Annotated in this window: 20 protein-coding genes; 13 read left to right on the top strand and 7 right to left on the bottom strand. The window is 69.3% G+C overall.

The annotated features are described in order from the left end of the window. Positions 1-172: 172 nt before the first annotated feature. The 3 genes from Mterra_RS01425 to Mterra_RS01415 form a co-directional block, all read right to left on the bottom strand. Entirely contained in the window at positions 173-2,020 is a 1,848-nt protein-coding gene (locus Mterra_RS01425; RefSeq protein WP_119313533.1) for an ABC transporter ATP-binding protein, read from the bottom strand. A gap of 156 nt (positions 2,021-2,176) precedes the next feature. Beyond that, positions 2,177-3,901, bottom strand: coding sequence for an ABC transporter ATP-binding protein (locus Mterra_RS01420; protein ID WP_119313532.1), 1,725 nt, complete (start codon positions 3,899-3,901; stop codon positions 2,177-2,179). 425 nt (positions 3,902-4,326) lie between these two features. Further along, positions 4,327-5,166 (bottom strand): hypothetical protein, encoded by an 840-nt coding sequence (locus Mterra_RS01415; RefSeq protein ID WP_119313531.1) that lies wholly within the window; start codon positions 5,164-5,166, stop codon positions 4,327-4,329. 122 nt (positions 5,167-5,288) lie between these two features. Between Mterra_RS01415 and Mterra_RS01410 the strand changes: the two genes are divergently transcribed. From Mterra_RS01410 to Mterra_RS01360, 11 genes are all read left to right on the top strand, one after another. Then, positions 5,289-6,494 carry a SpoIID/LytB domain-containing protein gene (locus tag Mterra_RS01410; RefSeq protein WP_119313530.1) on the top strand — a complete coding sequence of 402 codons (1,206 nt, stop codon included), beginning with the start codon at positions 5,289-5,291 and terminating at the stop codon, positions 6,492-6,494. Positions 6,495-6,687: 193 nt separating this feature from the next. Continuing rightward, positions 6,688-7,944, top strand: coding sequence for a S41 family peptidase (locus tag Mterra_RS01405; RefSeq protein ID WP_119313529.1), 1,257 nt, complete (start codon positions 6,688-6,690; stop codon positions 7,942-7,944). A 10-nt stretch (positions 7,945-7,954) separates the two neighbouring features. Beyond that, positions 7,955-9,244 (top strand): S41 family peptidase, encoded by a 1,290-nt coding sequence (locus Mterra_RS01400; RefSeq protein WP_176582498.1) that lies wholly within the window; start codon positions 7,955-7,957, stop codon positions 9,242-9,244. Between the two features lie 225 nt (positions 9,245-9,469). Then, complete coding sequence (locus Mterra_RS01395) at positions 9,470-10,387, top strand: LysR family transcriptional regulator (RefSeq protein ID WP_119313527.1); 918 nt, start codon at positions 9,470-9,472, stop codon at positions 10,385-10,387. A 327-nt stretch (positions 10,388-10,714) separates the two neighbouring features. Beyond that, positions 10,715-11,893 carry an ABC transporter substrate-binding protein gene (locus Mterra_RS01390; protein ID WP_119313534.1) on the top strand — a complete coding sequence of 393 codons (1,179 nt, stop codon included), beginning with the start codon at positions 10,715-10,717 and terminating at the stop codon, positions 11,891-11,893. A 68-nt stretch (positions 11,894-11,961) separates the two neighbouring features. Next, positions 11,962-12,954 (top strand): ABC transporter ATP-binding protein, encoded by a 993-nt coding sequence (locus Mterra_RS01385; protein ID WP_119313526.1) that lies wholly within the window; start codon positions 11,962-11,964, stop codon positions 12,952-12,954. Beyond that, positions 12,951-13,886: an ABC transporter permease gene (locus Mterra_RS01380; protein ID WP_119313525.1), complete on the top strand. Its 936-nt coding sequence runs from the start codon at positions 12,951-12,953 to the stop codon at positions 13,884-13,886. Before Mterra_RS01385 ends, Mterra_RS01380 begins: the two co-directional genes overlap by 4 nt. A gap of 17 nt (positions 13,887-13,903) precedes the next feature. Then, on the top strand, positions 13,904-14,713 hold the full coding sequence (locus Mterra_RS01375) for an ABC transporter permease (RefSeq protein WP_119313524.1): 810 nt from the start codon (positions 13,904-13,906) through the stop codon (positions 14,711-14,713). An 81-nt stretch (positions 14,714-14,794) separates the two neighbouring features. Next, positions 14,795-16,219, top strand: a complete 1,425-nt coding sequence (locus Mterra_RS01370; RefSeq protein WP_119313523.1) for a gamma-aminobutyraldehyde dehydrogenase — start codon at positions 14,795-14,797, stop codon at positions 16,217-16,219. A 312-nt stretch (positions 16,220-16,531) separates the two neighbouring features. Next, complete coding sequence (locus Mterra_RS01365) at positions 16,532-17,872, top strand: MATE family efflux transporter (RefSeq protein ID WP_119313522.1); 1,341 nt, start codon at positions 16,532-16,534, stop codon at positions 17,870-17,872. Positions 17,873-17,883: 11 nt separating this feature from the next. Continuing rightward, positions 17,884-18,426, top strand: a complete 543-nt coding sequence (locus Mterra_RS01360) for a GNAT family N-acetyltransferase (protein WP_119313521.1) — start codon at positions 17,884-17,886, stop codon at positions 18,424-18,426. A gap of 182 nt (positions 18,427-18,608) precedes the next feature. On the opposite strand, the gene Mterra_RS01355 is transcribed toward Mterra_RS01360, so the two are convergent. The 3 genes from Mterra_RS01355 to Mterra_RS01345 form a co-directional block, all read right to left on the bottom strand. After that, a complete protein-coding gene (locus Mterra_RS01355) occupies positions 18,609-19,253 on the bottom strand; it encodes an anti-sigma factor (protein WP_176582497.1) in 645 nt (214 codons plus the stop codon). Then, positions 19,253-19,807, bottom strand: coding sequence for an RNA polymerase sigma factor (locus Mterra_RS01350; protein WP_119313519.1), 555 nt, complete (start codon positions 19,805-19,807; stop codon positions 19,253-19,255). The genes Mterra_RS01355 and Mterra_RS01350 overlap by 1 nt, the downstream gene beginning before the upstream one ends. A 246-nt stretch (positions 19,808-20,053) precedes the next feature. Further along, positions 20,054-20,875: a transglutaminase family protein gene (locus Mterra_RS01345; RefSeq protein ID WP_119313518.1), complete on the bottom strand. Its 822-nt coding sequence runs from the start codon at positions 20,873-20,875 to the stop codon at positions 20,054-20,056. A 199-nt stretch (positions 20,876-21,074) separates the two neighbouring features. On the opposite strand from Mterra_RS01345, the gene Mterra_RS01340 reads away from it, so the two are divergent. Then, positions 21,075-22,487 (top strand): argininosuccinate lyase, encoded by a 1,413-nt coding sequence (locus tag Mterra_RS01340; RefSeq protein ID WP_119313517.1) that lies wholly within the window; start codon positions 21,075-21,077, stop codon positions 22,485-22,487. A 177-nt stretch (positions 22,488-22,664) separates the two neighbouring features. Here Mterra_RS01340 and Mterra_RS01335 read toward each other — a convergent pair whose 3' ends face one another. After that, complete coding sequence (locus tag Mterra_RS01335) at positions 22,665-23,702, bottom strand: LacI family DNA-binding transcriptional regulator (RefSeq protein WP_119313516.1); 1,038 nt, start codon at positions 23,700-23,702, stop codon at positions 22,665-22,667. Positions 23,703-24,014: 312 nt separating this feature from the next. Between Mterra_RS01335 and Mterra_RS01330 the strand changes: the two genes are divergently transcribed. Next, positions 24,015-26,165: a diguanylate cyclase gene (locus Mterra_RS01330; RefSeq protein WP_170159512.1), complete on the top strand. Its 2,151-nt coding sequence runs from the start codon at positions 24,015-24,017 to the stop codon at positions 26,163-26,165. The last annotated feature ends 100 nt before the right edge of the window (positions 26,166-26,265 follow it).

Genomic DNA, 26,265 nt, shown 5'->3' with positions numbered 1-26,265 from the left:
GGCTGGGGGGATAACCCCTCCCCGCCGGCGGGGAGGGGTTATCCCCCCAGCCCCCCTTACCAAGGGGGGTAAACAAAGGGCGTCTTGCGTTTTACGTCTTGCGTACGACGTACGACGCAGGACGCACGACCGCGCCCAGCGCCCGCCCATCGGCTACCGACCATCGACCCTCTCACCCGCGCGCGTACTGCAACTCGTACAGCTTGGCGTAATACCCGCCCTTCGCCAGCAGCTCCTCGTGGCTGCCCTCCTCGAGCAGCTTCCCCTTGCGGAAGACCAGGATGCGGTCCACGTGGCGAATCGTCGAGAGGCGGTGGGCGATGATGACCGAGGTGCGGCCCTCCATCACGCGCCACAGGGCTTCTTGGATCTTGGCCTCGGTCTCGGAGTCCACGTTGGCGGTGGCCTCGTCGAGGATGAGCAGGATGTCGGGGTTGTGCAGGATGGCCCGGGCGAGGGCGAGCAGCTGCTTCTGGCCCGTCGAGAGGCCGCCGCCGCGCTCGTGCAGCACGGTCTGGTAGCCCCTCGGAAGGGCGCTGATGAATTCGTGGGCCCCCACGAACCTCGCGACCTCCTCCACCCGCTGCGGCGGGATGCTCTCGTCGCCCAAGCGCAGGTTGTAGTCAACGGTGCCGCTGAAGAGGAAGGGGTCTTGCAGCACGATGCCGATGGCGCGGCGCAGGTCGCGCTGGAGGTAGTCGCGCACGTCCTGGCCGTCGATCTTGACCGTGCCCCGCTGCACGTCGTAGAAGCGGGCGATCAGGCTGATGACGCTGGTCTTGCCCGCGCCGGTGGCCCCCACCAGGGCGATCTTCTCGCCGGGGCGGATGCGGAAGGACACGCCGCGCAGCACCCAGTCCCAGTCCTCGGCCTCGAGCTGCTCGGGGGCGTTGGCCTTGGTGCCGTCGGGCTTGGGCTCGCCGCGCTTGCCGTAGGCGAACCACACGTCCTCGAAGTCGATCTGGCCGCGGAAGCGCTCGACCCGCATGGCCCCAGGGCGGTCGGAGACCTCCTCGGGCGTGTCGAGCAGGCCGAAGATGCGCTCGGCCGAGGCCATGGCGGCCTGGAAGATGTTGAACTTCTCGGAGAGGTCTTGCAGGGGCTGGAAGAACTGACGCACGTAGTCCACGAAGGCCACCAGCAGGCCCAGCGTGAGCGCCTGCTGCACCACCTGGCCCCCGCCGTACCACAGCACCAGCGCCACCGTGGACTCGCCCAAGAAGCCCACGATCGGGAAGAACAGCGCGAACCAGAAGATGATCTTGACCCACGAGGCCCGCAGGTCCAGCGACAGCCCCGCGAAGCCCGCCACGTTGCGCGGCTCGCGGCTGAAGAGCTGGGTGGTCTGCACGCCCGAGAGGTTCTCCTGCAAGGAGGCGTTGAGCTTCGCCAGCCGCAGGCGCATCTCGCGGTAAGACTCGCGCATGCCGTTGCGGATCCAGGTCGTCACCGCCAGCAGCACCGGGATCACGGTGAAGGCCACCAGCGAGAGCTTCCAGTCGAGCGCGAGCATGAAGCCCATGATGCCCGCCAGCAGGAAGACGTCGGCGATGAGGCCCACCAGCCCGCCGGTGATGAACTGGTTGATGGCGTCGACGTCGGAGGTGATGCGGGTCATCAGGCGGCCGACGGGGTTCTTGTCGAAGTAGCCCAGGTGCAGCCGCTGGAGCTTGGAGAAGATCTCGCTGCGCAGGTCGAAGAGCACGTGCTGCCCGACCCAACTGATGAGGTAGATCTGGCCGTAGCGGGCGAAGAAGTCGAGGACGCGCACGCCCAGGAAGGCCAGGCTGATGTAGAGCAGCAGTTGGTAGCGCTGGGCGAGCTCGAGCGCCTGCTGCGGCAGGATGGCGTTGTCGATGGCGTACTTCAGGAACAGCGGCGTGGCCGCGGTGGTCAGCGTGCCCACCAGGAGGCACACCATCGCCAGCCCCACCTGCAGGCGGTAGGGGCGCACGTAGGTCAGGATGCGGCGGGCCAGCCGGGCGTCGAAGGATTTCTTAAAGGCTTCTTCTTCATGCATAGCAATCGCCTAACGCCCCACGCCTAACGCCCAAGGCTAAACGCCAGGCGTGGGGATGCAGGGTCGATGGATAAGCGGGCCTCGAGATCATTACCTCAACCGAAGCGGGAGAGAAGTTTTTGGCGTTGGGCGTTCGACGTTCAGCGTTCGGCGCCATCACTCCACCTCCGCCTGCAGCCGCTGGATGCGGTCGAGCTCGGCGTAGAGGCCGCCCTGCTCCAAGAGCATCTCGTGGGTGCCCTCCTCGGCGATGCGGCCCTGGTCGAGCACCACGATCCAGTCGGCGTACCTCAGCGTGCTGGTGCGGTGGGCGATGAGCAGCGTGGTCTGCTGGCCCAGCACCTGCTTGAGCCCGCCCAGGATGCGCGCCTCGGTCTCGGTGTCCACCGCGCTCATGGCGTCGTCGAGGATGAGCACCCTGGGCCGCTTGGCGAGCGCGCGCGCGAGCGCGGTGCGCTGCCGCTGCCCGCCCGACAGCGTCACGCCGCGCTCGCCCAGCGAGGTGTCGTAGCCCTTGGGGAAGCCCATGATGTCGTCGTGGACCCCGGCCAGCTTCGCGGCCCACTCCACCCGCTCGCGGTCGACGGCGCCCAGGCCGAAGGCGATGTTCTCGGCCAGGCTGTCGGAGAAGAGGAAGGGCTCCTGCGGCACCATGCCCACCGCCTGGCGCAGGGCGGACAGGGGGAGGTCGCGCACGTCATGGCCGCCGACGAGCACCCGGCCCCGGCTGGCCTCGAGCAGCCGCGGGATCAGGCTCACCAGCAGGGTCTTGCCGCTGCCGGTGCGCCCGGTGACGCCCAGGGTCATGCCCTCGGGAATGGTGAGGGTGATGTCCTTGAGCAGGGTGCGGCCGTTCAGCTCCAGGCTCACCCCCTCGAACTTGACCTCGCCGCCGAGCTCGCCGGCTTCCACGTCCACGGGGCGCTCGGGGTCCTCGATGCGGGGCTTCTCGTCGAGCAGCTCGCGCAGGCGCTTGTAGCTCGTGGCGGCCCGCTGGAACATCGAGAGCACGAAGCCCAGCCCCAGCACCGGCCAGGAGAGCTGGAGCAGGTAGGCGTTGAACTGCACCAACTGCCCCACCGACATCTCGCCCCGGATCACGTAACCCCCGCCCAGCCACAGCACGGTGAGCACCGCGAAGCCCATCAGCAAGCCCATCAGCGACCACAGCATGGGGCCTTCGATGCGCGCGAGGGCTAGGCTCTTGTCGATGTACTGGCGGTTGAGGGTCTGGAAGGCGGCGAGCTCGCGCTGCTCGAGGGCGAAGCCCTTCACCACCCGGATGCCCGAGAAGTTCTCCTGCGCGCGGGTGGAGATCTGGTCGAAGACCTCCTGGCTCTCGCGGTAACGCCGGTCGATCACCCGCAGCACGAAGCGCATGATCACGATGATCAGGGGCACGATCAGGGTCAGGACGGCGGCCAGCTTCCAGTTGACCAGGTACATCGAGATGAAGGCGAACAGCAAACCCGCCACGATGCGCGTGCCCATGTTCACGCCGCCGGCCATCATCTCGCGCACCGCGCCCATGTCGGTGTTCATCTTGTTGACCAGGTCCCCCACCCGGCTCTTGCCGTAGTAGTAGGCGTCGAGGGCCATGAGGTGCTTGAAGAGGTCCATGCGCAGGTCGTGCTCGATGTAGCGGCTGGCGACGATGGCGAGCTGGCGGTTGGTGTACGAGAGCAAACCCGTCAGCACCGCCGCCCCCACGATCATGCCCACGTAGGGCAAGTAGGCCTCCCCCACCCGGATGGCGTCGATGGCGCGCCCCAGGAAGTAGGGGGACAATACGTTAAACCCGATGCCCGTAAGCCCGGCCAACAAACCCCAGAAGTAGGGCCGGGCGTAGCGGCGGAAGTACGGCGACAACTCCCGCAGCATTCCCCATACCGACTGATCCGTTTTCATTGGCCTCCGTGCTGCTCCTCCGCCGATACGCGGAGCCTTTCGAACCTTGTTTTTTGGCGCTTTCTGCCGTCCACCGAACCGGGTCGTCAGAATTTAGATGGTAGCAAAGTTCTACTCTAGAGCCAAGCAAGGTTTTGAATTGCAGCGGGAGGCTGGGGGGCGTTGGTTGTCGATGGTCGATAGCCGGGGGCGGGTCGTACGTCGGATGCGGGTCGTACGTCGGATGCGGGTCGTACGCAAGACGCAAGACGCCCTTTCTTTGCCCCCCTTGCTAAGGGGGGCTAGGGGGGATAACCCCTCCCCGCACGCGGGGAGGGGTAACCACGCGCCACGAGCTTCCCGTCCTTCGCTGAAGGCTGAAAGCTAACCGCTGAAGGCTTATCGCTTCCCGCTTTACCCTATCCCCCCACCTGCCGCGCCAGTTCTGCCAACGGCTCGCCCCAGTCTTCGCCCACGGTGAGGGTGCAGTGGGGCTTGTGGAGGCGCTGGGCGAGCTTGCGGGCGAGGTTGGGGATGGGGTCGGAGCCGGGGACCATCAGGTAGACGAGGGCCTTGACCTTGCCCAGGCGGGAGAGGTAGCGGCTGGCGCCGGCGAACTCGAGGTCGGTCGGCAGGTCGAGGGGGATCTCGACCCTCGCGCCCTCCTCGCGCAGCTTGGCCGGGGGGAGATCGGGCCAGAAGGGGCTCAGGCCGGCGGCCTGCAGGGCCTCGACGACCCCGCCCTGCAGGCGGGGGTCCTCCTGGACCATGGGCAGGGTGACGATGCCCACCGAGCGGTTGCTGCCGGGGTTTTTGGGCAGGGCCGGGACGTAGTTCAGGAGGTAGTGGGTCTTGTCGAGCACCCGGCGGGTGAGCATGGGGTTCTTGGTGAGGGTCTGGCCGACCTCGGCGGCAAAGCCCACCAGGTCGGGCGAGAGGTGGGCGGGAACGCGCAGCATGGGGGGCAGGCCGGGCAGGTAGCGGGCCAGTGAGGCGCCCAGGTCGAGGATCCAGGGGTTCTGGGCGCCGCCGCGCTCGCTCTGGATGTCGCCCTGCGCGTCAGGGATGAGCAGGTAGTCCACGCCCTGGGCCTTGAGGCTGCTCACCTGCGCGGCGACCAGGCTGGCGGGGAGGAAGATGGGCAGGCTGGGCTCGACGGGCTCGGGCCGCACGAGCTCGAGCCCCAGCCCCTCGAGGTAGGGCTCCCAGAAGGGCAGGTAGCGCCCAGCGAGCCAGGTGTCCAGGAGGCCGATACGCACTCCCGAATCCTATCGGGCCGCCGGGCTGTGGGCAAGGGCGGGCCGGCCCCTGAGCGTCCCTTAATGGGGCGGCCATGACCCGGGGAGCGGCGCCGGGGCTTCGTATACTGGGTCTGTCGTTTATGCACCGTCCGTCGCTGCGCTTCTTCGCCGTGCTGGGGCTTTTGCTGGGGCTGGCCCTGGCGCAGGCCCCCGTCCAGGACTTGGTGCTGCGGGTGCTGCTCGAGGAGGCCAAGGAGGCCACCGTGGGCGTGAACGCCCACCTGCGGCTCAGCGGCTACGGCGACCAGAACCAGCCCGCCGCCAGCGTGAAGCTGGGCGTGTCGGGCGCGGAGGTTCTGGTGAACGGGCAGCCCAGCGGCCCGTGGGTGGAGTTCCAGGCCACCGACGGGCTGTTCACCCTCGAGGGCAAGCCCTACCGCGGCAGCCTGCAGGCCATCGCCCAAAGCGGCAAGCTCTTGCTCATCAACCGGGTGTGGCTCGAGGATTACCTTCTGGGCGTGGTGCCCGGCGAGGTGCCGCGCTCCTTCCCCGCCGAGGTGCTGCGCGCGCAGGCGATTTTGGCCCGCACCTTCGCGCTCTACCGGCTCAACCCCAGGGCCCTCTACGACATCTGCGACGACGAGCGCTGCCAGGTCTACTTGGGCTACCGCGCCGAGACCCCCGAGCACAACGCCGCGGTCGAGGCCACCCGCGGGCTCATCGTGAGCTACGGCCAGCAGCCCATCACCGCCGTCTACCACGCCGACTCCGGCGGCCACACCGCCGCCTCGCAGGAGGTGTGGGGCGGCAGCGTGCCCTACCTCATCGCCCGCCCCGACCCCTACTCGCAAAGCCCCAAGGGCACCTGGGGCTTCACCCTCTCGCCCCAGGCGGTGGCCCGCCAGCTCGTGAGCCAGGGTCTCCTGATCGGGGACGTGCAGGGCCTCGAGGTGGTGCAGTACACCGAGTCGGGCCGCGTGGCGCGGCTGCGGGTACGCGGCAACCTCAAGAGCACCGACCTGGTGGGCCCCCAGGCCACCCGCTTCCTGCGCGGGCTGGGCCTGCCCTCGACCCGCATCACCCTCAACGGCTGGAACGTGACCGGCTTCGGCGTGGGCCACGGGGTGGGCATGAGCCAGTGGGGAGCCCGGGGCTTCGCCCTGCAGGGCTGGGACTTCCGCCAGATCCTGGGCTACTACTACCCCGGCACCTTCCTCAGCAGCTTCGAGGTGGTCGAAGGCCTGCGCGAGCGCCTGCTCGCCGCCGGCTACATGCCCACCCAGGGCGTCCAATCGGCCGCGCCGTTCGAATCGCTGCTCTCGAGCCTCCTGGGCACGGCGCGGTAGGGCTCGAGGGGCTGCGGGCGACGCACAGCCCGTGGCTCGTCGAGGACCGAGGGTCTAGGGCGTTTTGCGTTTTGCGTCTTGCGCTCAGCGTACGACGTAGGGCCGCCGTACGCCGCAGGACGTCCGGCCCGCCCCCGGCGTCCAGCGTTCATCCACACACTTCAAATCCGAAAGCCCTGCATATAGTTGGTTTATGTCGTTGCGCAACCTCTTGCTCGGCGGCCTGCTGGGGGTGGTGGGATTGGGTTCAGCCATGGCGTCGCCCGCCCAGAGCCTCTTCGACCAGGCCACGTTTTTCATCGGGTTTTACTACAACGGGCCCGCCAAGGTGCCCGGCTTCCGCGAGCTGCGCCAGCGCTACCAGGGGCAGCTCGACCAGGCCTGCCGGGGGCTGGGCGAGCAGTGCGGCTACGAGCAGGCCCGCGCGGTCATCGCCCGCATCCTCGCCGACCTGGGCGACCCCTTCACCGCGCTGCTGAGCCTCGAGGAGCAGCAGGAGGCCAGCCGCCTGGGCGCGGGGCTGGGCCCGGTGGCCCCCCGCATCGGGGTGTGGGCGCGGCCGGGCGCGGGCGGGCTGGTGGTGGTGGAGTCCTTCCCCGGCGAGGCCGCCTACCAGGCGGGCCTGCGGCGCGGGGACGTGATCACCCAGGTGGGCGGCCAGCCCGCGACGCTCGAGGCCCTGCGCGCCGCCGAGCGCGGCCAGCAGCCCTTCACCCTCGCCTACACCCGCCGCGGGCAGGCCCAGCAGGCGGAGGTGCGCGGCAGCGTCAGCCGGGAGAGCATGCAGCCGCGGCTCGAGGTGCAGGGCGGGGTGGCCTACCTGCGGGTCTACCACCTCTACTACTCCGACCGCTTCAGCGTGGCCCAGCGCGTGCACGAGCTGGTGCGCCAGGCCGAGCAGCAGGGGGCCAAGGGGGTCATCCTCGACCTGCGCGACAGCCTCACGGGCATCGACGACGAGGCCCTGCTGGCCGCCAACGCCTTCGTCCCCAAGGCGGGCTTCGTCTACGACTGGCGCTTCAAGGACCTCGACGACACCTTCACCGCCGAGGGGGGCAAGGTCTACCTCCAGGGCGAGGGCGATGCCGAGCGCGCGCCCGTGCGCGAGGTCGCCAGCCCCGTGCAGAGCTCGCTGCCGCTGGTGGTGCTGGTCAACCGCAACACCTTCAACACCGCCGAGATGCTGGCCTACCTGCTGCAGGCGGCGGGCCGGGCCAAGGTGGTGGGCGAGCCCAGCGGCGGGGCGCTGGGGGTCTCGGGCAACTCCGACAACGCCCTCATCAACGGGGAATTCCTGGCGGTCTCGGCCATCCGCATGAAGAACCTCGACGGCACCCCCTTCCCCCTCCGCCTCACCCCCGACGTGGCGGTGGCCGACGACCTCGAGGCCCTGGCCCAGGGGCGCGACGCGGTGCTGGAAAAGGCCCGCGAAGTGCTGGGCGTTCAGTGACAGGTGAACTATGCAGCGTGTGAAACAGTGGCTCGCCGGTCTGGTCTTGGCGTTGGGCACCCTCTCGTGGGCCTCCCCCGCCCAGGACCTCTTCGACCAGGCCAGCTTCTACCTCGAGTTCTACTACTTCGGCCCCTCCACCCTCGACCTCAAGGCGCTGACGGTGAAGTACCAGGCCAGCCTCAACAGCGCCTGCGCCCAGGAGCAGGAGGCCTGCCCCTACGACAAGGCGGTGCCCATCATCCAGCAGATGATCCGTGAGCTGGGCGACGGCCACACCTACTACCAAGGGCCCGAGTCGCTGGCCGCCCTGCGCCAGCAGCGCACCGGCAACGCCCCCTCGCGCACCCTGCGCATCGGCATCGCCTACCAGCCCGTCGAGGGCTCGCGCGACCAGCTCATCACCGACGTGGTCGAGGGCGGCCCCGCCGACCAGGCCGGGCTGCTCTACGGCGACCGGCTCATCGCCCTCAACGACCGGCCCTTCAGCGAGCTCAGCAGCCCCGAGGAGGTGCAGCGCACCCTCACCGCCGCCGTGCAGAGCGGCCAGCCCTTCAAGCTGACCCTGCTGCGCGGGCCCAAGCGGGAGCGCCTGGAGGTCACGTTGGTAGGCCGCGAGATCAACCTCGCCCGCATGCCCTCGCTCAAGCTGCGCCCCGACGGCATCGCCGTGCTCAGGATCCCCGACTTCCTCGCCAGCAACCGCGTGGGGATCCGGGTGCACGAACTCGTGCGCCAGGCCCAGCAGGCCGGGGCCAAGGGGCTCATCCTCGAGCTGCGCAACAACGGCGGCGGCAGCGCCCTCGACGCCCTGGTGGCGATGGCCGCCTTCGTCCCCGACCCCTACATCCTCTTCACCGACCGCTACAACCAAGACCGCACCGTCATGCGCTTCCGCGACGGCCAGGCCACCGTGAGCGACGACAAGGGCACCGTGCTCTTCTCGCTGCCCGTGCCCAACCTCGCTTCCTGGAAAGGCCCCGTCGCCATCCTGGTCAACTCCCGCAGCGCCTCGGCCTCCGAGTACCTCACCTCGGCCCTGCGCCTGGGCCGCGTGGGCGTGGTCATCGGCGAGACCACCGCCGGGGTGGGCAACACCACCACCCGCACCTACCGCCTCATCAACGGCGGCGGCCTCAACCTCTCCGAAAACCGCGCCTTCCTCGCCAACGGCGACAGCTACCCCGACGTCGTGCGCCCCGACATCACCGTCCCCGACGACCTCAAGGTCCTGGCCGAACAGGGCCGCGACCTCCCCTTCGAGCGCGCCCTCGAGGCCCTGGGCGTCAAGCAGCCGTAGAGAAGCGCCCAGCCATCAGCCGTCAGCTCGTGGCCCGTGGCTAGTGGTTCGTCGAGGACCGAGGGCCAAGGCGTACGACGTACGACGTAGGACGTACTACCCGCGTCTTGCGTTTTGCGTACGACGTACGACGTACGACGCCCGCCCCGCGCCCAGCGCCCGGCGTCCTGCTATCGACCATCGGCCATCGCCGTATACTGGATATCGGCAAAACCGATCCCCGCCATGCAGATCTCGCTCAAGCAACTGGTCTACTTCATCGCCGTGGCCGAGGCGGGTTCCATCTCGCGTGCCCTGGCTTCCTTGGACGTGGCCCAGTCGGTGGTGACCGAGGCCATCAAGAAGCTCGAGGAGAGCCTGGGCACCCAGCTTTTCAACCGCCACGCGCGGGGGATGGTGCTCACCCACGCGGGGCATCAGTTTTTGCGGCACGCCCACGAGGTGCTGGCCGCCCTGCGCAACGCCGAGCAGGCCATCCGCGAGCGCCCCGACACCATGACCGGGCGGCTCAACCTGGGGGTGAGCAGCCTGGTCACGGCCTACTACCTCCCCTACCTCCTCGACCGCTTCGAGCGGGTCTTCCCGGGCGTGGAGGTGCTGCTCGTCGAGGACCGGCGCGGCTACATCGAGCACCTGCTCATCAACGGCGAGCTCGACGTGGCGATCATGAACGTCTCGAGCGTGGACAAGCAAGCCCTGGAGACCCGCACCCTGCTGCGCGCGCCCTGGCGGGTGTGGCTGCCCTCCAACCACCCCCTGCTCAAGCAGGAGGCCGTCGCGCTCGAGGAGCTCCAGGGTGAGCGGCTGCTGGTGCTCAAGAACGACGAGCTCGACGAGGTGACCCAGCAGGTCCATCGGCTTTGCGGATACCCCAAGATCACCGTGCGCACCGAGTCCATCGAGGCCATGCGCAGCCTGGTGGCCGTGGGCATCGGCGTGGCCGTGCTGCCCCACCTGATGTACCGCCCCTGGTCGCTCGAGGGCGACCGCCTGGAGTCGCGCCCGATCACCGGCGAGTTACCCCGCCTCGAGATCGGCGTGGCCTGGCGCAAGGGCAGCGAGCTCTCCGAGACCGCCCGGCAGTTTTTGGTGATCGTGGGGGAGCACTCGAGGCTGCACCAGTACACGGAGGAGTTGGCGTGAGGGGGCGGGGGTCGTGCTCCTGCGTACGGCGTCGTACGTCCTACGTCGTACGCCGATAGCTCATAGCCGATAGCTAAACGCAAAACGCGAGACGCAAGACGCCTTGGCCCTCGGCCCTGGACCCTCGACGCCGGCACGGCTGACCGCTGATAGCTGACGGCTTCCCGTCCCCACCCATCGTTTCCCCCGATAACTGCCATATCCTCAGCTTTCTTGTTCCCGTCCCGGGGTAGTGCGTATGCTACCCCGCAGCACGACAACCTTGTTCGACCGGGCCCGGGCTTGCTCGAGGCATCGGTGTTGTGGCTCATGGCACAGGAGGAAGGCATGAGAAGAAAAGCGTGGTTGTGGGCATTGGGCGCGGTTTCGCTGGCGGTGGCGGGCGGGCTGGTGATGGCCCAGATCCCCGCCAGCCGGGCGCAGCAGTCCATCGGCAAGCTCGAGGGCCAGCTCAACATCCTGGCCTGGCCGGGCTACGTCGAGAACGGCTCCACCGACAAGAGCGCCGACTGGGTCACCCCCTTCGAGCAGGCGACGGGCTGTAAGGTCAACGTCAAGGTCTTCAGCTCCTCCGACGAGGCGGTGCGCCTGATGAACCAGGGCGGCTACGACCTCGTGACCGCCTCCGGCGACGCCACCCAGCGCCTGATCTCGGGCAACGTGGTCGCGCCGGTGAACTACAAGCTCATCCCCAACACCGTCAACCTCGACAAGCGCCTCGTCGGGGCGCCGTGGTACACCGTCAACGGCGTGCCTTACGGCGTGCCCTACCAGTTCGGCGTCAACGTGCTGGCCTACAACACCAAGGTCTTCCCCAAGCCCCCCACCACCTGGGCCATCGTCTTCAAGGAGATGACCCTCCCCGACGGCAAGAGCAACAAGGGCCGCATCCAGGCCTACTACGGCCCCATCTACGTCGCCGACGCCGCGCTCTTCCTGATGAAGACCCGCCCCGAGCTCGGCATCAAGGACCCCTACGAGCTCAACGAGCGGCAGTACCAGGAAGTGCTCAAGCTGCTGCGCCAGCAACGGGCCATCCTGCAGCGCTACTGGAACGACGCCAACGCCCAGGTGCAGGACTTCACCAACGAGGGCGTGGTGGCCTCGACCACCTGGATCTTCCAGGTCAACACCCTCAAGGCCAACAACCAGTCCATCGACTGGGTGGTGCCTAAGGAAGGGGCCACCGGCTGGGCCGACACCACCATGCTCGCGGCCAAGGCCAAGAACCCCAACTGCGCCTACAAGTGGCTCGACTGGCAGCTCACCCCCAAGGTGCAGGCCGACATCGCCGGCTGGTTCGGCTCCAACCCCGTCGTGCCCAAAGGCTGCACGGTGAGCGGCTCGCTGCTCGCCGCCGACGGCTGCCAGAAGCAGGGCTACTTCGACTTCGACAACATCTGGTTCTGGCGCACCCCCACCACCCAGTGCAAGACCCAGAACAACCAGTGCGTGCCCTATAGCCGCTGGGTGAGCGACTACATCGCCATCCAGGGAGGCAGATAGCCCACGTGGCGATGGCCGGTCGCCGACAGCCGAATGCGGACGACCGGCCATCGGCTATCAACGCCCCTATGTCCAACGCCGTCGAGCTGATCAACCTTTCCTGCCACTTCGGGCCGGTGCGGGCCGTGGACGGGGTAGACCTCGAGATCCGCCCCGGGGAGTTCTTCTCCATGCTGGGGCCTTCGGGCTCAGGCAAGACCACCTGCTTGCGCCTGATCGGGGGCTTCGAGCAGCCTACGGCCGGGGAGATCCGGCTCTTCGGGCAGGACGCCAGCCGCCTGCCGCCCTACGCCCGCGACGTGAACACCGTCTTCCAGGACTACGCGCTGTTCCCGCACATGAACGTGCGCGACAACGTGGCCTACGCGCTGATGGTGCGCGGGGTGGGCAGGGCCGAGCGCTACCGCCGGGCCGAGGAGATGCTCGAGCAAGTCAAGCTCGCGGGCTTCGGCGACCGGCGGCCGGGCCAGCTCTCGGGCGGGCAGCGCCAGCGCGTCGCCCTCGCACGCGCGCTCATCAACCAGCCCAAGCTGCTGCTGCTCGACGAGCCCCTAGGCGCCCTCGACCTCAAACTGCGCGAGGAGATGCAGATCGAGCTCAAGGCGCTGCAGCGCAGCCTGGGCATCACCTTCGTCTACGTCACCCACGACCAGGGCGAGGCGCTCTCGATGAGCGACCGGGTGGCGGTGTTCAACCAGGGGCGCATCGAGCAGCTCGACACCCCCAAGCGGCTCTACGAGCACCCCCGCACCGAGTTCGTGGCCCGCTTCGTGGGGAGCGCTAACGTGCTCGAGGGCTCCGCCATCGGGCTCAAAGGCAAGTACGCCCTGCGCCCCGAGCGCATCCGCGTGCAGCCCGGGCACCACCGCGGCCCCAACTGCCTGGCGGGCGAGCTCCTCGACGTGCACTACCTCGGCTCGCAGACGCGCTACGAGGTGCGGGTGGACGGCCAGCGCCTCACCGCCGTCGCCTCCTCGGAGGAGCCCGACCTGCCCGTGGGCGCTCCCGTGACCCTGAGCTGGGACCCCGCCGCGCTGCGCGAGCTGGAGGTGGCGCGGTGAGCGCGTCCCTCCCGGCCAAGACCCTGCGGCGCCGGGTCTCCGACCTGTTTTACCTCCGCCCGCGCTTCCTGCTGCTGTTGCTGCTGATCCCGCCCCTGTTGTGGCTGGGCATCATCTACCTGGGCTCGCTGTTCAACCTGCTGCTCTACAGCTTCTACTCCCTCAACGACTTCACCGGGCAGGTCGAGTACCGCTTCTCGCTGTCGGCCTTCGGGCAGCTCTTCTCCTCGCCGGCCAACATCGACATCGTCGTGCGCACCACGCTCATGGCCCTGGCCGTGACGCTGGCCTGCGCCGTGATCGCCTTCCCCGTCGCCTACTACATCGCCTTCTACACGCGGGGCGGCAGCAAGACCTTCTGGTACTTGATGGTGCTGCTGCCGCTGTGGTCGAGCTACCTGATCAAGGTCTACGCCTGGCGGCTGATCCTGGCGAGCGAGGGCGTGGTGAGCTGGTTCTTCGACGCGCTGGGGCTGGGGTGGCTGCTGGAGGGCATCCTCAGCGTGCCGGTGGTGGGGGGCACCAGCCTCTCCAACAGCTACCTGGGGATGTTCTTGGTGTTCACCTACATCTGGCTGCCCTACATGATCCTGCCGATCATCGCGGCCTTGGAGCGCGTCCCCAAGTCGCTGGTGCAGGCCTCCGCCGACCTCGGCGCCCGGCCGCGCCAGACCTTCTGGAAGGTGGTCTGGCCGCTGACCGTGCCGGGGGTGGCCGCCGGCTCGATCTTCACCTTCTCGCTGACGCTGGGCGACTACATCATCCCGCAGGTGGTGGGCCAGCCCGGCTTCTTCATCGGGCAGATGGTGTACGTGCAGCAGGGCACCGCGGGCAACCTCCCGCTGGCCGCCGCCTTCTCGGTGGTGCCGGTGGTGATCATCGCCGTCTACCTGCTCATCGTGCGCCGGATGGGGGCGTTCAATGCGCTGTAGCGTGCCGGGAGGCAGCCATGCCGAATAAGCCCTCGCTCGGCCTGCGCCTGGCGTTCTGGGCGGGGATGCTGTTTTTACACTTCCCCATCGTCGTCATCGTACTCTACGCGCTCACCACCGAGGACCGCACGTACCGCTTCCCGCCGCCGGGGCTGACGCTTAGGTGGTTCGGGGAGGCCCTCGAGCGGCAGGACATGTGGCGCGCGCTGCTGCTGTCGCTGCAGGTGGCGGGGATGGCGACGTTCATCGCCCTGGTCCTGGGGACGATGGTGGCGGCGGCCATGTACCGCTTCGGGTTCCGCGGCAAGGACGCCATCACCCTGCTGCTGATCCTCCCCATCGCCCTGCCGGGCATCCTCACCGGCATCGCGCTGCTCACCACCTTCAAGCGGCTGGCCGTCGAGCCGGGCTTCTGGACCATCGTCATCGGGCACGCCACCTTCTGCATCGTGACGGTCTACAACAACGTGGTGGCCCGCTTCCGCCGCACCGGCTACTCGCAGGTCGAGGCCAGCATGGACCTGGGGGCCGACTGGTTTCGCACCTGGCGCTTCGTGGTGCTGCCCAGCATCGCCACCGCGCTGCTGGCCGGGGGGATGCTCTCCTTCGCCCTCTCCTTCGACGAGGTCATCGTCACCACCTTCACCGCCGCCGACCAGAAGACCCTGCCCATCTGGTTCCTCAACGAGCTCTTCCGGCCCAGGGAGCGCCCCGTGACCAACGTGGTCGCGGTGTTCGTGATGCTCATAACCTTCCTGCCCATCGTGCTCGCGCAGTGGCTCACCCGCGACACCGACGACCTGCACGGGGGCGGGAAGACGAGCTGAGCAACGCCCAGCGCCGGAGGACGCCCCTACGCCCGTCGTCCTCAACCCGGCACCCGCTCATAGCGGAAAGGAGTTCTACCCATGCAGATCAAGCAACTCATCAACGGCGAGTTCGTCCTGGGGGAGGGGGCCCCCTACGAGATCCTCAACCCCGCGACCGGGGAGACGCTCACCAAGGTGCCCGAGGCCTCGCTCGAGCAGGTCAAGGCCGCCGTGGCCGCCGCCGAGGCCGCCTTCGACGCCTGGTCGCAGACCACGCCCAAGGACCGCTCGCTGTTGTTGCTGAGGCTGGCCGACAGGATCGAGGAGGGGGCCGAGGAGTTCGCGCGGCTGGAGTCGCTCAACTGCGGCAAGCCCTACCTGGCGGTGCTCAACGACGAAATCCCCGCCATCTCCGACTGCTTCCGCTTCTTCGCGGGGGCGGCGCGGGCGATGACGGGGGCGGTGGCCGGGGAGTACCTGGCGGGGCATACCAGCATGATCCGGCGCGACCCCATCGGGGTGGTGGCCTCCATCGCGCCGTGGAACTACCCGCTGATGATGGCGGCCTGGAAGCTGGGCCCGGTGCTGGCGGCGGGCAACACCAGCGTGATCAAGCCCTCCGAGCAGACCCCCCTCACCACGCTCAAGCTGGCCGAACTGCTGGCCGAGCTCTTCCCGCCCGGCGTGGTCAACGTGATCACCGGCGTGGGCGAGACGGTGGGCTCGGCCCTCATCCACCAGCCCCAGGTGCGCATGATCTCGCTCACCGGCGACGTGGCGACGGGCAAGCGGGTGCTCGAGGCCGCGACCTCCAGCCTCAAGCGCACCCACCTGGAGCTGGGCGGCAAGGCCCCGGTGATCGTGATGGACGACGCCGACCTCGAGGCCGCCGTGGAGGGCATCAAGGTCTTCGGCTACTACAACGCGGGCCAGGACTGCACCGCCGCCTGCCGGGTCTACGCCGGGGCCCGCATCTACGACAAGTTCGTGGCCGAGCTCTCCGACGCGGTGAGGGGCATCAAGGTGGGCAGCCAGAACGAGGACGGGGTGGAGATGGGCCCCCTCATCACCGAGCGGCAGCGCTCGCGCGTCGCCAGCTTCGTGGAGCGGGCCAAGATGCAAAAGCACATCGAGGTCACGGCGGGGGGTAAGGCGGGCGCGGGCAAGGGCTTCTTCTACGAGCCCACCGTGATCGCCGGGGCCCAGCAGGACGACGAGATCGTGCGGCGCGAGGTGTTCGGGCCGGTGGTGAGCGTGACGCGCTTCACCGACGCCGAGCAGGCCATCGCCTGGGCCAACGACTCCGACTACGGCCTGGCTTCTTCGGTCTGGACCCGCGACGTGGGCAAGGCCATGCGCATCGCCAGCCGCCTGCAGTACGGCTGCACCTGGGTCAACACCCACTTCATGCTGGTCAACGAGATGCCCCACGGCGGGCTCAAGCAGTCGGGCTACGGCAAGGACATGAGCATGTACGCGCTCGAGGACTACACCGTGGTGCGGCACGTGATGGTGAAGCATTGAGTTGGTGATGGTCGAACGCGGGTCCTGCGTCGTACGTCGTACGCAAAACGCCAAACGCAAAACGCAAGACGCGTGTGCTATGTCGTACGTCGTACGCGAAACGCAAGACGCGAAACGCCTTGTCACCCCCCTTAACAAGGGGGGCTGGGGGGATAAACCCTCCCCGCGGGCCGGGTGGGGCAACCACGAGCCACAAGCTGACGGCTGACCGCTGATGGCTGACGGGGCGGGTCCTGTACCCGCCCTTCCTCCTGCTTCTATCGCCACCCCGATCACTTTGCCCCCGGCCCGCGGTGGTAGTGTGTCAAGGTTATGAGCCCCGAAACGCGCCGCGAGATTTTCAAGATCGCCGTTCCGGTGAGCCTCGAGTCCTCCTTCCAGCTGGTGCTGGGCTTCATCAACCAGGTCATCGTGGGCATCCTGGGCACGGCCACCATCGCGGCGGTGGGGCTGTCCAACAACGTGATGTTCATCGGCATCCTCTGCCTGAGCACGCTGGGCTCGGGGTGCGCGATACTGGCCTCGAGGGCCCGCGGCGCGGGGGACGGCGTGATGGTGGCGCGCATCTCGAGCTTCTCCCTGGTCTTTGCCACCGTGCTCTCGCTGCTGCTGGCCCTGCCGCTGGCGCTCTTCGCCGGGCCGTTCCTGCGCGGCGTGGGCGCCAACCCCGAGATCGCCGAGATCGGGGCGCCCTTCCTGGCCCTCATCGCCTTCACGCTGCCGCTCATCACCGCCAGCACGGTGGCGAGTTCGGTCTTCCGCACCGTGGGGGAGGCGCGGCTGCCCATGACCGTGACCATGACCGCGCTGGCCCTCACCCCGCTGCTCTCCTGGCTGCTGGTGCTGCCGCTGGGGCTGGGGGCGGTGGGGGCCGCCGTCGCCGCGCTGATCGCCCAGGGCTTGCGGGCGCTGACGCTGGTGGGCTTTTTGTTCTTCAGCCGCTGGGGCATCGCCTGGGACTGGCCCGACTGGGAGCAGGCCCGGCAGATCCTGGGCCGCATGGTGCCGCTGGTGCTGCCGCTGTTCATCACCGAGATCGTCTTCAGCGGGGGCTCCTTCCTCTTCGCGCTGCTCTTCGAGCGGCTGGGCACCGCCGAGCTGGCGGCGTTCCAGATCGCCAACACCCTCGAGGGCGTCTTCATCACGGCCTCGCTGGGGCTCAACGTGGCCGCGACCATCCTGGTGGCCCAGGCCATCGGGCGGCGCGACGAGGGCGGGGCCTGGCAGATGTCGGGGAGCATCTGGAAGCTCGGGCTGCTGAGCGCGGCGGCTTTCGGGCTGCTGATGGCCCTGAGCAGCCTGCTGCTGCCCTTGCTCTACCCCAACACCACGCCCCAGGTGCAGCAGTGGGCGGTGTGGGCGGTGCTGCTCAACGCGCTGTTCCAGCCGGTCAAGGTCTCCAACATGATCTTCTTCGGCGTGCTCAGCAGCGGGGGCGACACCCGCTTCCTGCTGCTCTCCGACTTCGTGACGGTGTTCGCGGTGGGGCTGCCGCTGGCCTACTGGCTGGGGTTTGGCCTGGGGCTGGGGCTGTGGGGTATATTCCTGGGAAGGCTGCTGGGTGAGGAACTGGTGCGCGTCAGCATGTTCGTGCTGCGCTACCGCACGGGCCGCTGGTTCCGCCTCGAGGCCCGGCCCGCACCCCAGGCTTGAAGAGGTCAGCCATGCTGGTAGGAACCGCCGAAATCCGCGTGCTCACCGAGGCCGACGCCGAGGCCTTCTACGCTTTGCGCCTGCGGGCGCTGGAGGAAGAGCCCCTCGCCTTCGCCCGCTCGGCCGAGGAGTACCGCGACACGCCGCTCGAACAGGTCGCCCGCCGGCTGCAGGAGTGGCCCGAGGGCAGCTTCACACTCGGGGCCTTCGAGGGCGGGCAGTTGGTGGGGATCGTGGGCTTCGTGCGCGACGACGGGCCCAAGATGCAGCACAAGGGCACCGTCTGGGGCATGTACGTCGCCCCCGAAGCCCGCGGCAAGGGCCTGGCGAAGGCCCTGCTGGTGCAGCTGCTGGGCCGGGTGGCCCAGTACGGCGGCCTCGAGCAGGTCCACCTCGCCGTGGCCACGCCCCAGGAAGCCGCCCGCAGGCTCTACCGCAGCCTGGGCTTCCAGGTGTGGGGGCTCAAGCACCAGGCGCTCAAGGTGGGCAGCACCTACGTGGACGAGGAGCACATGGTGCTGTTTTTGGGCGCGCGGGCGGGTGAGGGCGGGTAGCCGGTGGTCGATAGCCGATAGCCCATAGCCAAACGCAAGACGCAAAACGCGGGTCGTACGTCCTACGTCGTACGCCAGACGCGAAACGCAAGACGCCTTGGCCCTTGGCCCTCGACCTGCGCCACAGAGCCGCGAGCCCTCTGCTCATCGCTGACGGCCGAGAGCTGACCGCTTCCCGTCCCTCAAAGCTTCGGCAACGCCCGGATGTCCGTAGGCGTCTGGCTTCCCCCGCCCGGCTCCTCGGAGATGGCGAGGGCGACGGCGGGTGAGGGCAACCTCAGCGTGACCACGCGGCCGCGGAAGGTCTCGAGGGGGATCGGCTGGGCTACGGTGCCGCCCACGCCCCAGGCCTGGTAGACCTTGCCCTCGGGGGCGGGGTCCTTCATGACGATCAGGCAGCCGCCGTCCTCGAGCCAGATCATGGTGCCCACCCCCTCGCCCTGGGCGTTCTTGATGGCGCGCCACTTGCCCTCAGGCTCGGAGAGCCAGTGCGCCACCTTGGCCTGTTCGGCCCGCAGGGCGCGGAGGGCCTGCCCCTGGTAGAAGCCGAAGCCGGCGAAGACGAGCGCCAGGCCGGCCGCGATCCCGGCGACCCAGGGCCAGGGCACGCCCCTGCCCCGCCGCACGCGCGCCCGGATGCCCTGCCAGGTCCGGGGCGGCGGGGTCACGGGAGGTAGTTGATCGGGCAGGCGGAACAGGGCGGCGCGCAGGGCCTCGAGCTCGGCCCGCAGCTCGGGCGAGCGCTCGAGCTGTTCCTCCAACCGCCGCGCCTCCTCGGGCTCGAGCTGGCCCAGCAGGTAGTCGGGGAGCAGCTCGCGCGCCTCCATCACTCGCCCCCCTCCCGCACCCGGCCCTCCAGGAATTCGCGCAGGCGCAGCAGGGCCCGGCGCACCCGGGTCTTGACGGTCCCCAGCGGCATCGCGTGGCGCTCGGCGAGCTCGCTGTGGCTGTAGCCCCAGTAGAACGACTCCTCGAGCAGCCTGCGGTCCTCCGGCGACAACTGGGCCAGCGCCCGCTGCACCAGCACGCGGTCGGTGGGGTCGTGCTCGTGCCACAGCCCCAGCTCCTGCTCGGGGTCGTGCAGGTCGTGGTCCTGGACCTTCTGCGGCCGTGCCCGGCGCGCGCGCAGCCTCGACAGCGCCAGGTTGCGCGCGACGGTGAACAAGAAGGTGCTCACGCCCCCGCGCTGCGGGTCGTAGCGCCGCGCCTCCTTGTAAAGCTGTACGAAGCTGTCCTGCAAAACCTCTTCCGCCTCCTCGCGCCCGCCCAGCACGTGCAGCAGCAGGGCGTACACCTTGCCCCCGTAGCGCCGGTAAAGCTCCTCGAGGGCGGTTTCGTCTCCCTGAGCCACCTGCCGTATCAGGTCGCTGTCTGGCTCCACGCCCTCTATTCAACACTACGTGAGGGTGTGGCGCTATAGATGTTCAACTAGGGGTGATGGGCGGACGCGAGGCGCTGGGGGCGGGTCGTACGTCCTGCGCCCGGTGTTGTACGTCTTACGTCGTACGCCGGGCGCAAAACGCCAAACGCAAGACGCCAAACGCCAGACGCTTTGACCCTCGACGCTCGACGAGCCAGTAACCATAAGCTCCCCTAAACCCCGCGCCCGCTACCCTCTTACCGACTTCTACCTCGGCTCCTCCTCTACGTTGACGAAGACCCTGAGCTCTTCCCCGCCGCCGCCGCGGCGCAGGCCCTTGAGGGGTGGGCAGTCGTCGTAGTCGCGGCCGTGGGCGGTTTTGACGTACTGCTCGGTGACGGCGCTGCCGTTGGTGGGGTCGTAGCCGACCCAGCCCGAGCCGGGCACGAAGGCCTCGACCCAGGCGTGGCTGCCTTCGGCGCCCACGCCGGTGGCGAGGTAGCCCGAGACGTAGCGGGCGGGGATGCCGTGGCTGCGGCACAGGGCCAGCATCGCCTGGGCGTAGTCCTGGCAGACGCCCCGGCGCCCCTCCACGAAGCGCCGCAGCGGCGTGTCCACCCGCGTGGCGCCGGTGTCGTAGGTGAACGAGCGGAAGAGGTGGCTCGAGGCCTCGAGCAAGTAGCCGTGCAGGCTCTCGGCGGCGTGGGGCTTGCGGAAGCCGAGCATCTGGCCCCAGTCGAGGTGCAGCGGGACGCGGGCGGTGGGGGCCAGGAACTCGAAGAAGCGCTCGCGCAGGGGCTCGAGCTGCCCCACCGGCACCGGGAGGGGGGTGGGGCTGGGGAAGGTGAGCACCCGGGCGAAGACCTCGACCCTGAGGCTCTTGTGCGGCACGGCCACGCGGAAGTCGTGGACGCGGTTGTGGAAGTAGTCCTGGCGGCCGCGCACGGCGGTGAAGGGCTCGACGAAGAGGCGGTGCTCGAGCAGGCACTGGCGCTGGTCGTCGACCGGGGTCATCCACAGCTCGTTGAAGGAGTCCTGGACCTCCTCGAGGTAGCGGTACTCGGTGGTGTGGCGGACGCGCAGGCGCACCGGGTTCAGGTTACCCCACCCGGGGCCTCCGATTGGCTAAACTGATCGGGTGTCCGCACGGGTGCAAAAAAAATCCGCCGGAGTGGCGATCCGGCGGTCAAGGGAGGTGAGGGGGTTGTGGCGTGACCCTCACGCCAACAAGCTTGGAGTAAACGCCTGAGATGGCCCTGAGCCTTAGCTGAGTGAAAGCTGAGTACTTATGTCCCCCTGGAACACCACCTACCGACGCCGCGTTTTGATGCGCCACTACCGCTTCGCCCGCGAGCGGCTGGTGCCCCACTTCCTCGACGCCCTGAGCGCCTACGCCAAGGGCCTCGCCGCCCTGCGGGTACCCCACGCCGCCGAGGCGGTGAAGGCCCTCCAGCTCCTGCGGCCCCTCCCCCTCCCCGCCTTCAGCGGCCTCGTCGAGGACGTGTTCTTCGCCATCGACCTCCAGCTCAACGAGACCGCCGGGGCCGAGGTGGCCGGGGCCCTGCGGCGGGGGCTCTCGCGCAACGACCTCGACCTCACCGTCTTCCGCGCCTATGCCCGCGACCAGGCCCTGGCCGTGATGGGCGACCTGCTGCGCCTGCGCCAGCGGGTGCTGGTGCTGGCCGAGGCCCACCGCGACACGCTGATGACCGCCTACACCCACCACCAGCCCGCGCAGCCGAGCTCGCTGGGCCACTACCTGGCGGCCTTCGAGAACCTGCTCAGCCGCGACTTCCGCCGCCTGCGGGCCGCGCTCGACACCACCGACCGCTCCCCGCTGGGCGCGAGCTCGCTGGCGGGCAGCCCCTACCCCGTTGACCGCGAGGCCCTGGCCCGCTGGCTGGGCTTCGGCGGGGTGGTCGAGCACACCTACGACGCCATCGCGGCGGGCGATTGGGCCCTCGAGCTCGCCCAGGCCCTCGCCGGGCTGGGCGCCAGCCTCTCGCGCCTCGTCCGCGACCTGCTGGCCTGGGCCGAGACCGGGGCCTTCCGGGTGGGCGAGCGCGTGGCGCAGGGCTCGTCGATCATGCCGCAGAAGCACAACCCGGTCATCCTCGAGCACGCCCGCGTCTACGTCGCCGAGCTCATCAGCGGGGCCAGCCTCATGACCCAGCTCAACCACTCCACCGCCTTCGGCGACCTCAACGACCACTCCACGGGGGTGCTCGAGCCCCTCGACCGCCTGTGCGAGGTGGCCGAGGGGGCGCTCGAGCTCATGCGCGTGGCCCTGGAGGAGAGCGAATTCCGACCCGAGGGCCTTTTGAAGGGCCTCGAAGACCGCGCCGTGCTGGCCTCCGAGCTCGTCGACGTGCTGGTGGCCGGGGGCTACTTGCCCCTGGGCGAGGCCTACCGCCGGGTTAAGAACCTGCTGGGCGCGCTCGCCGCCGAGGGCCGCACCCTGGCCCAGGCCACCCCCGCCGACCTGCAAGCCCACCTGGGCTACGACACCCCCGAGCTGCAGGCGGCGCTCGAGCCCCGCCGCTTCCTCGAGCGGCGCCGGGTGATGGGCGGGGTCGCCCCCCAGGCCCAGGACCAGCACCTCCGCCTCGCCCGCCGCCGGCTGGCCCAGGACCGCCAGGAAACCCAGGCCGTGCGCAACCGGGTGCGGCTGGCGCGGCAGTTGATGGCGGAGGTGGAGTGAAGGCGGGGTGCTGGACGCTGGGCGCGGGTCGTACGCCGTACGTCCTACGTCGTACGCAGAACGCCCTTTCTGCACCCCCCTTAGCAAGGGGGGCTGGGGGGGATAAACCCTCCCCGCCGCCGGGGGGGGTTTACCACGAGCCTTTCACCCTTCGCTGACGGCTGAGGGCTTATCGCTTCACGACCACCGGCCCGGCAGGGCCACCCGGCTGTGGCGCAGCATCGCCGTGGACTCGCGCACGATGAGGCGGGTGTTGAACAGCGGGGGTTCGTAGGGCTGGCCCTCGAGCATCAGCAGCACGGCGCGGGCGGCTTCGCGGCCGAGCTCGAGGGTCGGCTGGCGGACGGTGGTGAGGGGTGGGGTCATGTAGCTCGAGCCCGGCAGGTCGTCGAAGCCGACCAGCGAGACGTCCTCGGGGACGCGGATGCCCCGGCGGTACAGCGCCAGGCGCGCGCCGTAGGCCATCTGGTCGTTGGCGGCGAAGATCGCGGTGAAGGGGATGCGCCGCGCGAGCAGGCTCTCGACGGCGAGCATCCCGGAGGGCTCGACGTAGTCGCCCTCGATCACCCGCTCGGGCTCGAAGGGGATCCCGGCCTCCTCCAGCGCCTTGCGGTAGCCCTCGAGGCGGCTCTTGGCGTCGAGGTGGAAGGCGGGGCCGGCGATGTGCACGATCTGGGTGTGGCCGAGCTCGACGAGGTGGCGGGTCCCTAAGTAGGCCCCCTGCAGGTTGTCCACCAGCAGCGTGTTGTGCTCCAAGCCCCGGACCCGGCGGCCGAACAGCACCAGCGGCATCTTGCGGGCAAGGCCCAGGAGGTACTCCTCGGACACCAGGCCGTCGAGCACGATCAGGGCGTCGATCTGCCGGGCGCTGAGCACCCGCAACGCCTCCCTCTCCTGCTCAGCCCGCCAGTGCCCGGTGGAGAACACCGGGTGGTAGAGCGTGCCGTCGAACCCCTGCTCGATGCCCTTGATCATCTCGCCGTAGAAGGGGCTGGCGATCTCTTGCACCATCACGCCGACGGTCAGGGACTTGCCCTGGGCCAGCCCCTTGGCCATGAGGTTGGGCTGGTAGCCCAGCCGCTCGATGGCCTCGAGCACCGCCTTGAGCTTGCCCGGGCGCACCCGGGCAGTCCCGTTGATGACCCGCGAGACCGTGCTGGGCGAGACCCCCGCCGCACGGGCCACGTCTTCGAGGGTGTAGCTGGTGCGCGCCATAGGCTCAGGGATCGGGGATTGGTTCCGTCCCCCGATCATTGTAAGCGCCCAGGCCGCGCTCGAGGGGCTTCCCTCTACCCCCGCTTCGTCCATACGACCCCCGGGCGCGCCCGGAGGTTTGGTTAACGCCTCGTGAACGGCCCCTTCGGAAGAACCAGCCCAACAAGCCTGAAGATGCGCTAAGATTCTGGGGTAAGGAAACGCCGCATGGGCTCAGTCCGCAGGAGTGCATGGCTAACCGCCGCCGTGGCGCTCGTGCTGCATTTGCTGGGTCACGCAGGGGTTTTGCCGCTTGGCTTCCCCGAGGCCTGGATGATGGTCGCGCTGGCCACCCTCACCTCGGTGCTGGGCTACCGCTGGGTGCTGCCCCTGACGGCGGGGGCCAGCCTCCTGGACGCGCTACTGAGCACCGGTCAGTCCCTGCTCGAGCTGACGGCGCTCTACGCGGTGTCGAGCCTGCTCGCGGCCTGGCTGGGGGCCCGCCTGCGCCATGCCTTCCGCGAACGGAAGCGGGCTTCCCACCTGCTCAACCTGCTGATCCGGGCCCAGAAAGAGCTCAGCGGCCTGGACAGCCGCGGCGAGGTGCTCGAGGCGCTGCCGGCCATCCTGGAGGCCTACGGCCAGGGCAACGTGAGCGTCTGGGAGCCCAGCCCCGCGGGCGAGGGCTTCGTGCGGGTCGCCGCTTCCCGGAGCTTCCCCCAGGACTACCGGACGATCCCCGAGCACGGGGTCGTCGGGCGGGCCTTCGCGCAGCGCCGCTCCGTCCACGTGACCGACGTGGCCTCGGAGAGCGACTACGTCCCGGTGCCGGGCCGCCCGGCGCGGTGCGAGCTGGCGCTGCCGCTGGTCGAGCAGACGGAGGCGGTGGCGGTGCTCAACCTCGAGTACCCCGAACCCCTAGGCGAGGAAGCCCTGCAGGCGCTGCTCGAGTTCGCCGAAGGGGTCAGCCGCCGCCTGAGCCGGCTGGTCGAGCGCACCGAGCTCTCGCTGCTGGAGAACCTCAACCGCACGATGTACTCCGCCGAGTCCCTCCCCGGGCTGGGGGAACGGGTGCTGGCGCTGCTGGGCCAGGTGCTCGACTTCGACTCCGGGGCGCTGGTGCGGCAGGAGGGCAGCCGGCTGCGGGCGGTGACGTTCTGGGGCGACGTACACCCCCAGGAGCGGGCCCTGCTGGAGGAGGGAATCCCCTTCGGCCAGGGGTTGGCCTGGGGGGTCCACCGCACGGGCCAGCCCGTTTTCAACGACAAATACGCCACCGACGAGCGGGGCCTGCAGACGCTCAAGGACGCGGGCGTGCAGGCGCTGGTGCTGCACCCCATCCCCCTGCCCGGGTCGGCTCGAGTCCGCTTCATGCTGGGCTTCCAGAGCCGCCGGCAGCGGCACTGGCGGCAGAGCGAGAAGGAGCTGCTGGCCCGGGCCTGCCGCGCCGTAGGCCTGGCGCTGGAGGGCATGCTCGAGCGGCAGCACACCCAGACCCTGCTGGAGCTGCAGCAGACGGTGCTGGAGCTCTCCCCCGAAGCCGCCTACCACCGCATCCTGCAAACCGCCGTCGCCATGGTGCCCGGGGCCGAGGCGGGGACGCTGATGGCGCGGCAGGGCGAGGTCTTCGTCTTCCGGGCCGTGCACGGCTTCAGCCTGGAGGACCTGCACGGCGTGGAGTTCAGCCTCAGCCAGCAGCAAGCCTGGCACGGGGACCTGGAGAGCTGGGAGCGGGGGTTGCCGCGGGTGCGCTCGAGCGCCATCGTCGAGTCCAGCCTGGAGTCGGGCCTCACCGAGGGCAAGGTACGGGACGCGCGGGTCCGGGAGATCCAGGCCAACCTCCACCTGCCTATCCGCTACGGGGGCGAGGTGCTGGCCCTGCTCAACCTCGACAACCTCCACGACCCGCTGGCCTTCGACCAAGACTCCCTGCGGGCCGCGCAGCTCTTCGCCCCCGCCGTCGCCACCCTCCTCCACGACCTGCGCTACCGCCAGCGCCTCGAGGAGGCCGCCCTCACCGACGTGCTCACCGGGCTGCTCAACCGCCGCGCCTTCGACCTGCGCTTAAGCGAGGAGCTCGAGCGCGCCCGCCGCTACGCCTACCCCGTCTCGCTGCTGGTGATGGACCTCTCGGGCTTCAAGGCCATCAACGACCGCCTGGGCCACGAGCAGGGCGACCGGGCCCTGCAGGCGGTGGCCCAGGCCCTGCGCCAGCAACGGCGCAACGGCGACAGCCTCTACCGCTGGGGCGGCGACGAGTTCGCCGCCATCCTGCCCCACGCCGACCTCGAGGGCGCCGTCGCGGCAGGCACCCGCTACCACCGGGCCATCGGGGCGCTGGAGGTCGGGGGGATGCGGCTGGGGGTCAACATCGGCGCCTCCTGCTTCCCCACCGACACCGAGGACTCCGAGTCGCTGCTGCGCCTGGCCGACAACCGCATGTACCAGGCCAAGTCGCGGGGGATGCCGCTGTCGGCGGGGTGAAGGTTCGGGTGCAAAGGTACGACAAAAAGCCGGCCTCCGGGCCGGCTTTCGCTGGTGGGCGCTGAGGGACTCGAACCCCCGACCCCATCCTTGTAAGGTC

The sequence above is a fragment of the Calidithermus terrae genome (genome assembly GCF_003574345.1).
In the GTDB taxonomy this organism is placed as follows: domain Bacteria; phylum Deinococcota; class Deinococci; order Deinococcales; family Thermaceae; genus Calidithermus; species Calidithermus chliarophilus.
Note: the sequence above shows the minus strand (reverse complement) of the source record. Positions and strands in the feature narration are given on the sequence as shown.

What these genes read in the sequence shown, in the direction of transcription:
- Mterra_RS01425 (WP_119313533.1), bottom strand. Translation starts at nt 2,020, where the DNA reads ATGCATGAAGAAGAAGCCTTTAAGAAATCCTTCGACGCCCGGCTGGCC.
- Mterra_RS01420 (WP_119313532.1), bottom strand. Translation starts at nt 3,901, where the DNA reads ATGCTGCGGGAGTTGTCGCCGTACTTCCGCCGCTACGCCCGGCCCTAC.
- Mterra_RS01410 (WP_119313530.1), top strand. Translation starts at nt 5,289, where the DNA reads ATGCACCGTCCGTCGCTGCGCTTCTTCGCCGTGCTGGGGCTTTTGCTG.
- Mterra_RS01405 (WP_119313529.1), top strand. Translation starts at nt 6,688, where the DNA reads ATGTCGTTGCGCAACCTCTTGCTCGGCGGCCTGCTGGGGGTGGTGGGA.
- Mterra_RS01400 (WP_176582498.1), top strand. Translation starts at nt 7,955, where the DNA reads ATGCAGCGTGTGAAACAGTGGCTCGCCGGTCTGGTCTTGGCGTTGGGC.
- Mterra_RS01395 (WP_119313527.1), top strand. Translation starts at nt 9,470, where the DNA reads ATGCAGATCTCGCTCAAGCAACTGGTCTACTTCATCGCCGTGGCCGAG.
- Mterra_RS01390 (WP_119313534.1), top strand. Translation starts at nt 10,715, where the DNA reads ATGAGAAGAAAAGCGTGGTTGTGGGCATTGGGCGCGGTTTCGCTGGCG.
- Mterra_RS01385 (WP_119313526.1), top strand. Translation starts at nt 11,962, where the DNA reads ATGTCCAACGCCGTCGAGCTGATCAACCTTTCCTGCCACTTCGGGCCG.
- Mterra_RS01375 (WP_119313524.1), top strand. Translation starts at nt 13,904, where the DNA reads ATGCCGAATAAGCCCTCGCTCGGCCTGCGCCTGGCGTTCTGGGCGGGG.
- Mterra_RS01370 (WP_119313523.1), top strand. Translation starts at nt 14,795, where the DNA reads ATGCAGATCAAGCAACTCATCAACGGCGAGTTCGTCCTGGGGGAGGGG.
- Mterra_RS01365 (WP_119313522.1), top strand. Translation starts at nt 16,532, where the DNA reads ATGAGCCCCGAAACGCGCCGCGAGATTTTCAAGATCGCCGTTCCGGTG.
- Mterra_RS01360 (WP_119313521.1), top strand. Translation starts at nt 17,884, where the DNA reads ATGCTGGTAGGAACCGCCGAAATCCGCGTGCTCACCGAGGCCGACGCC.
- Mterra_RS01355 (WP_176582497.1), bottom strand. Translation starts at nt 19,253, where the DNA reads ATGGAGGCGCGCGAGCTGCTCCCCGACTACCTGCTGGGCCAGCTCGAG.
- Mterra_RS01340 (WP_119313517.1), top strand. Translation starts at nt 21,075, where the DNA reads ATGTCCCCCTGGAACACCACCTACCGACGCCGCGTTTTGATGCGCCAC.
- Mterra_RS01335 (WP_119313516.1), bottom strand. Translation starts at nt 23,702, where the DNA reads ATGGCGCGCACCAGCTACACCCTCGAAGACGTGGCCCGTGCGGCGGGG.
- Mterra_RS01330 (WP_170159512.1), top strand. Translation starts at nt 24,015, where the DNA reads ATGATGGTCGCGCTGGCCACCCTCACCTCGGTGCTGGGCTACCGCTGG.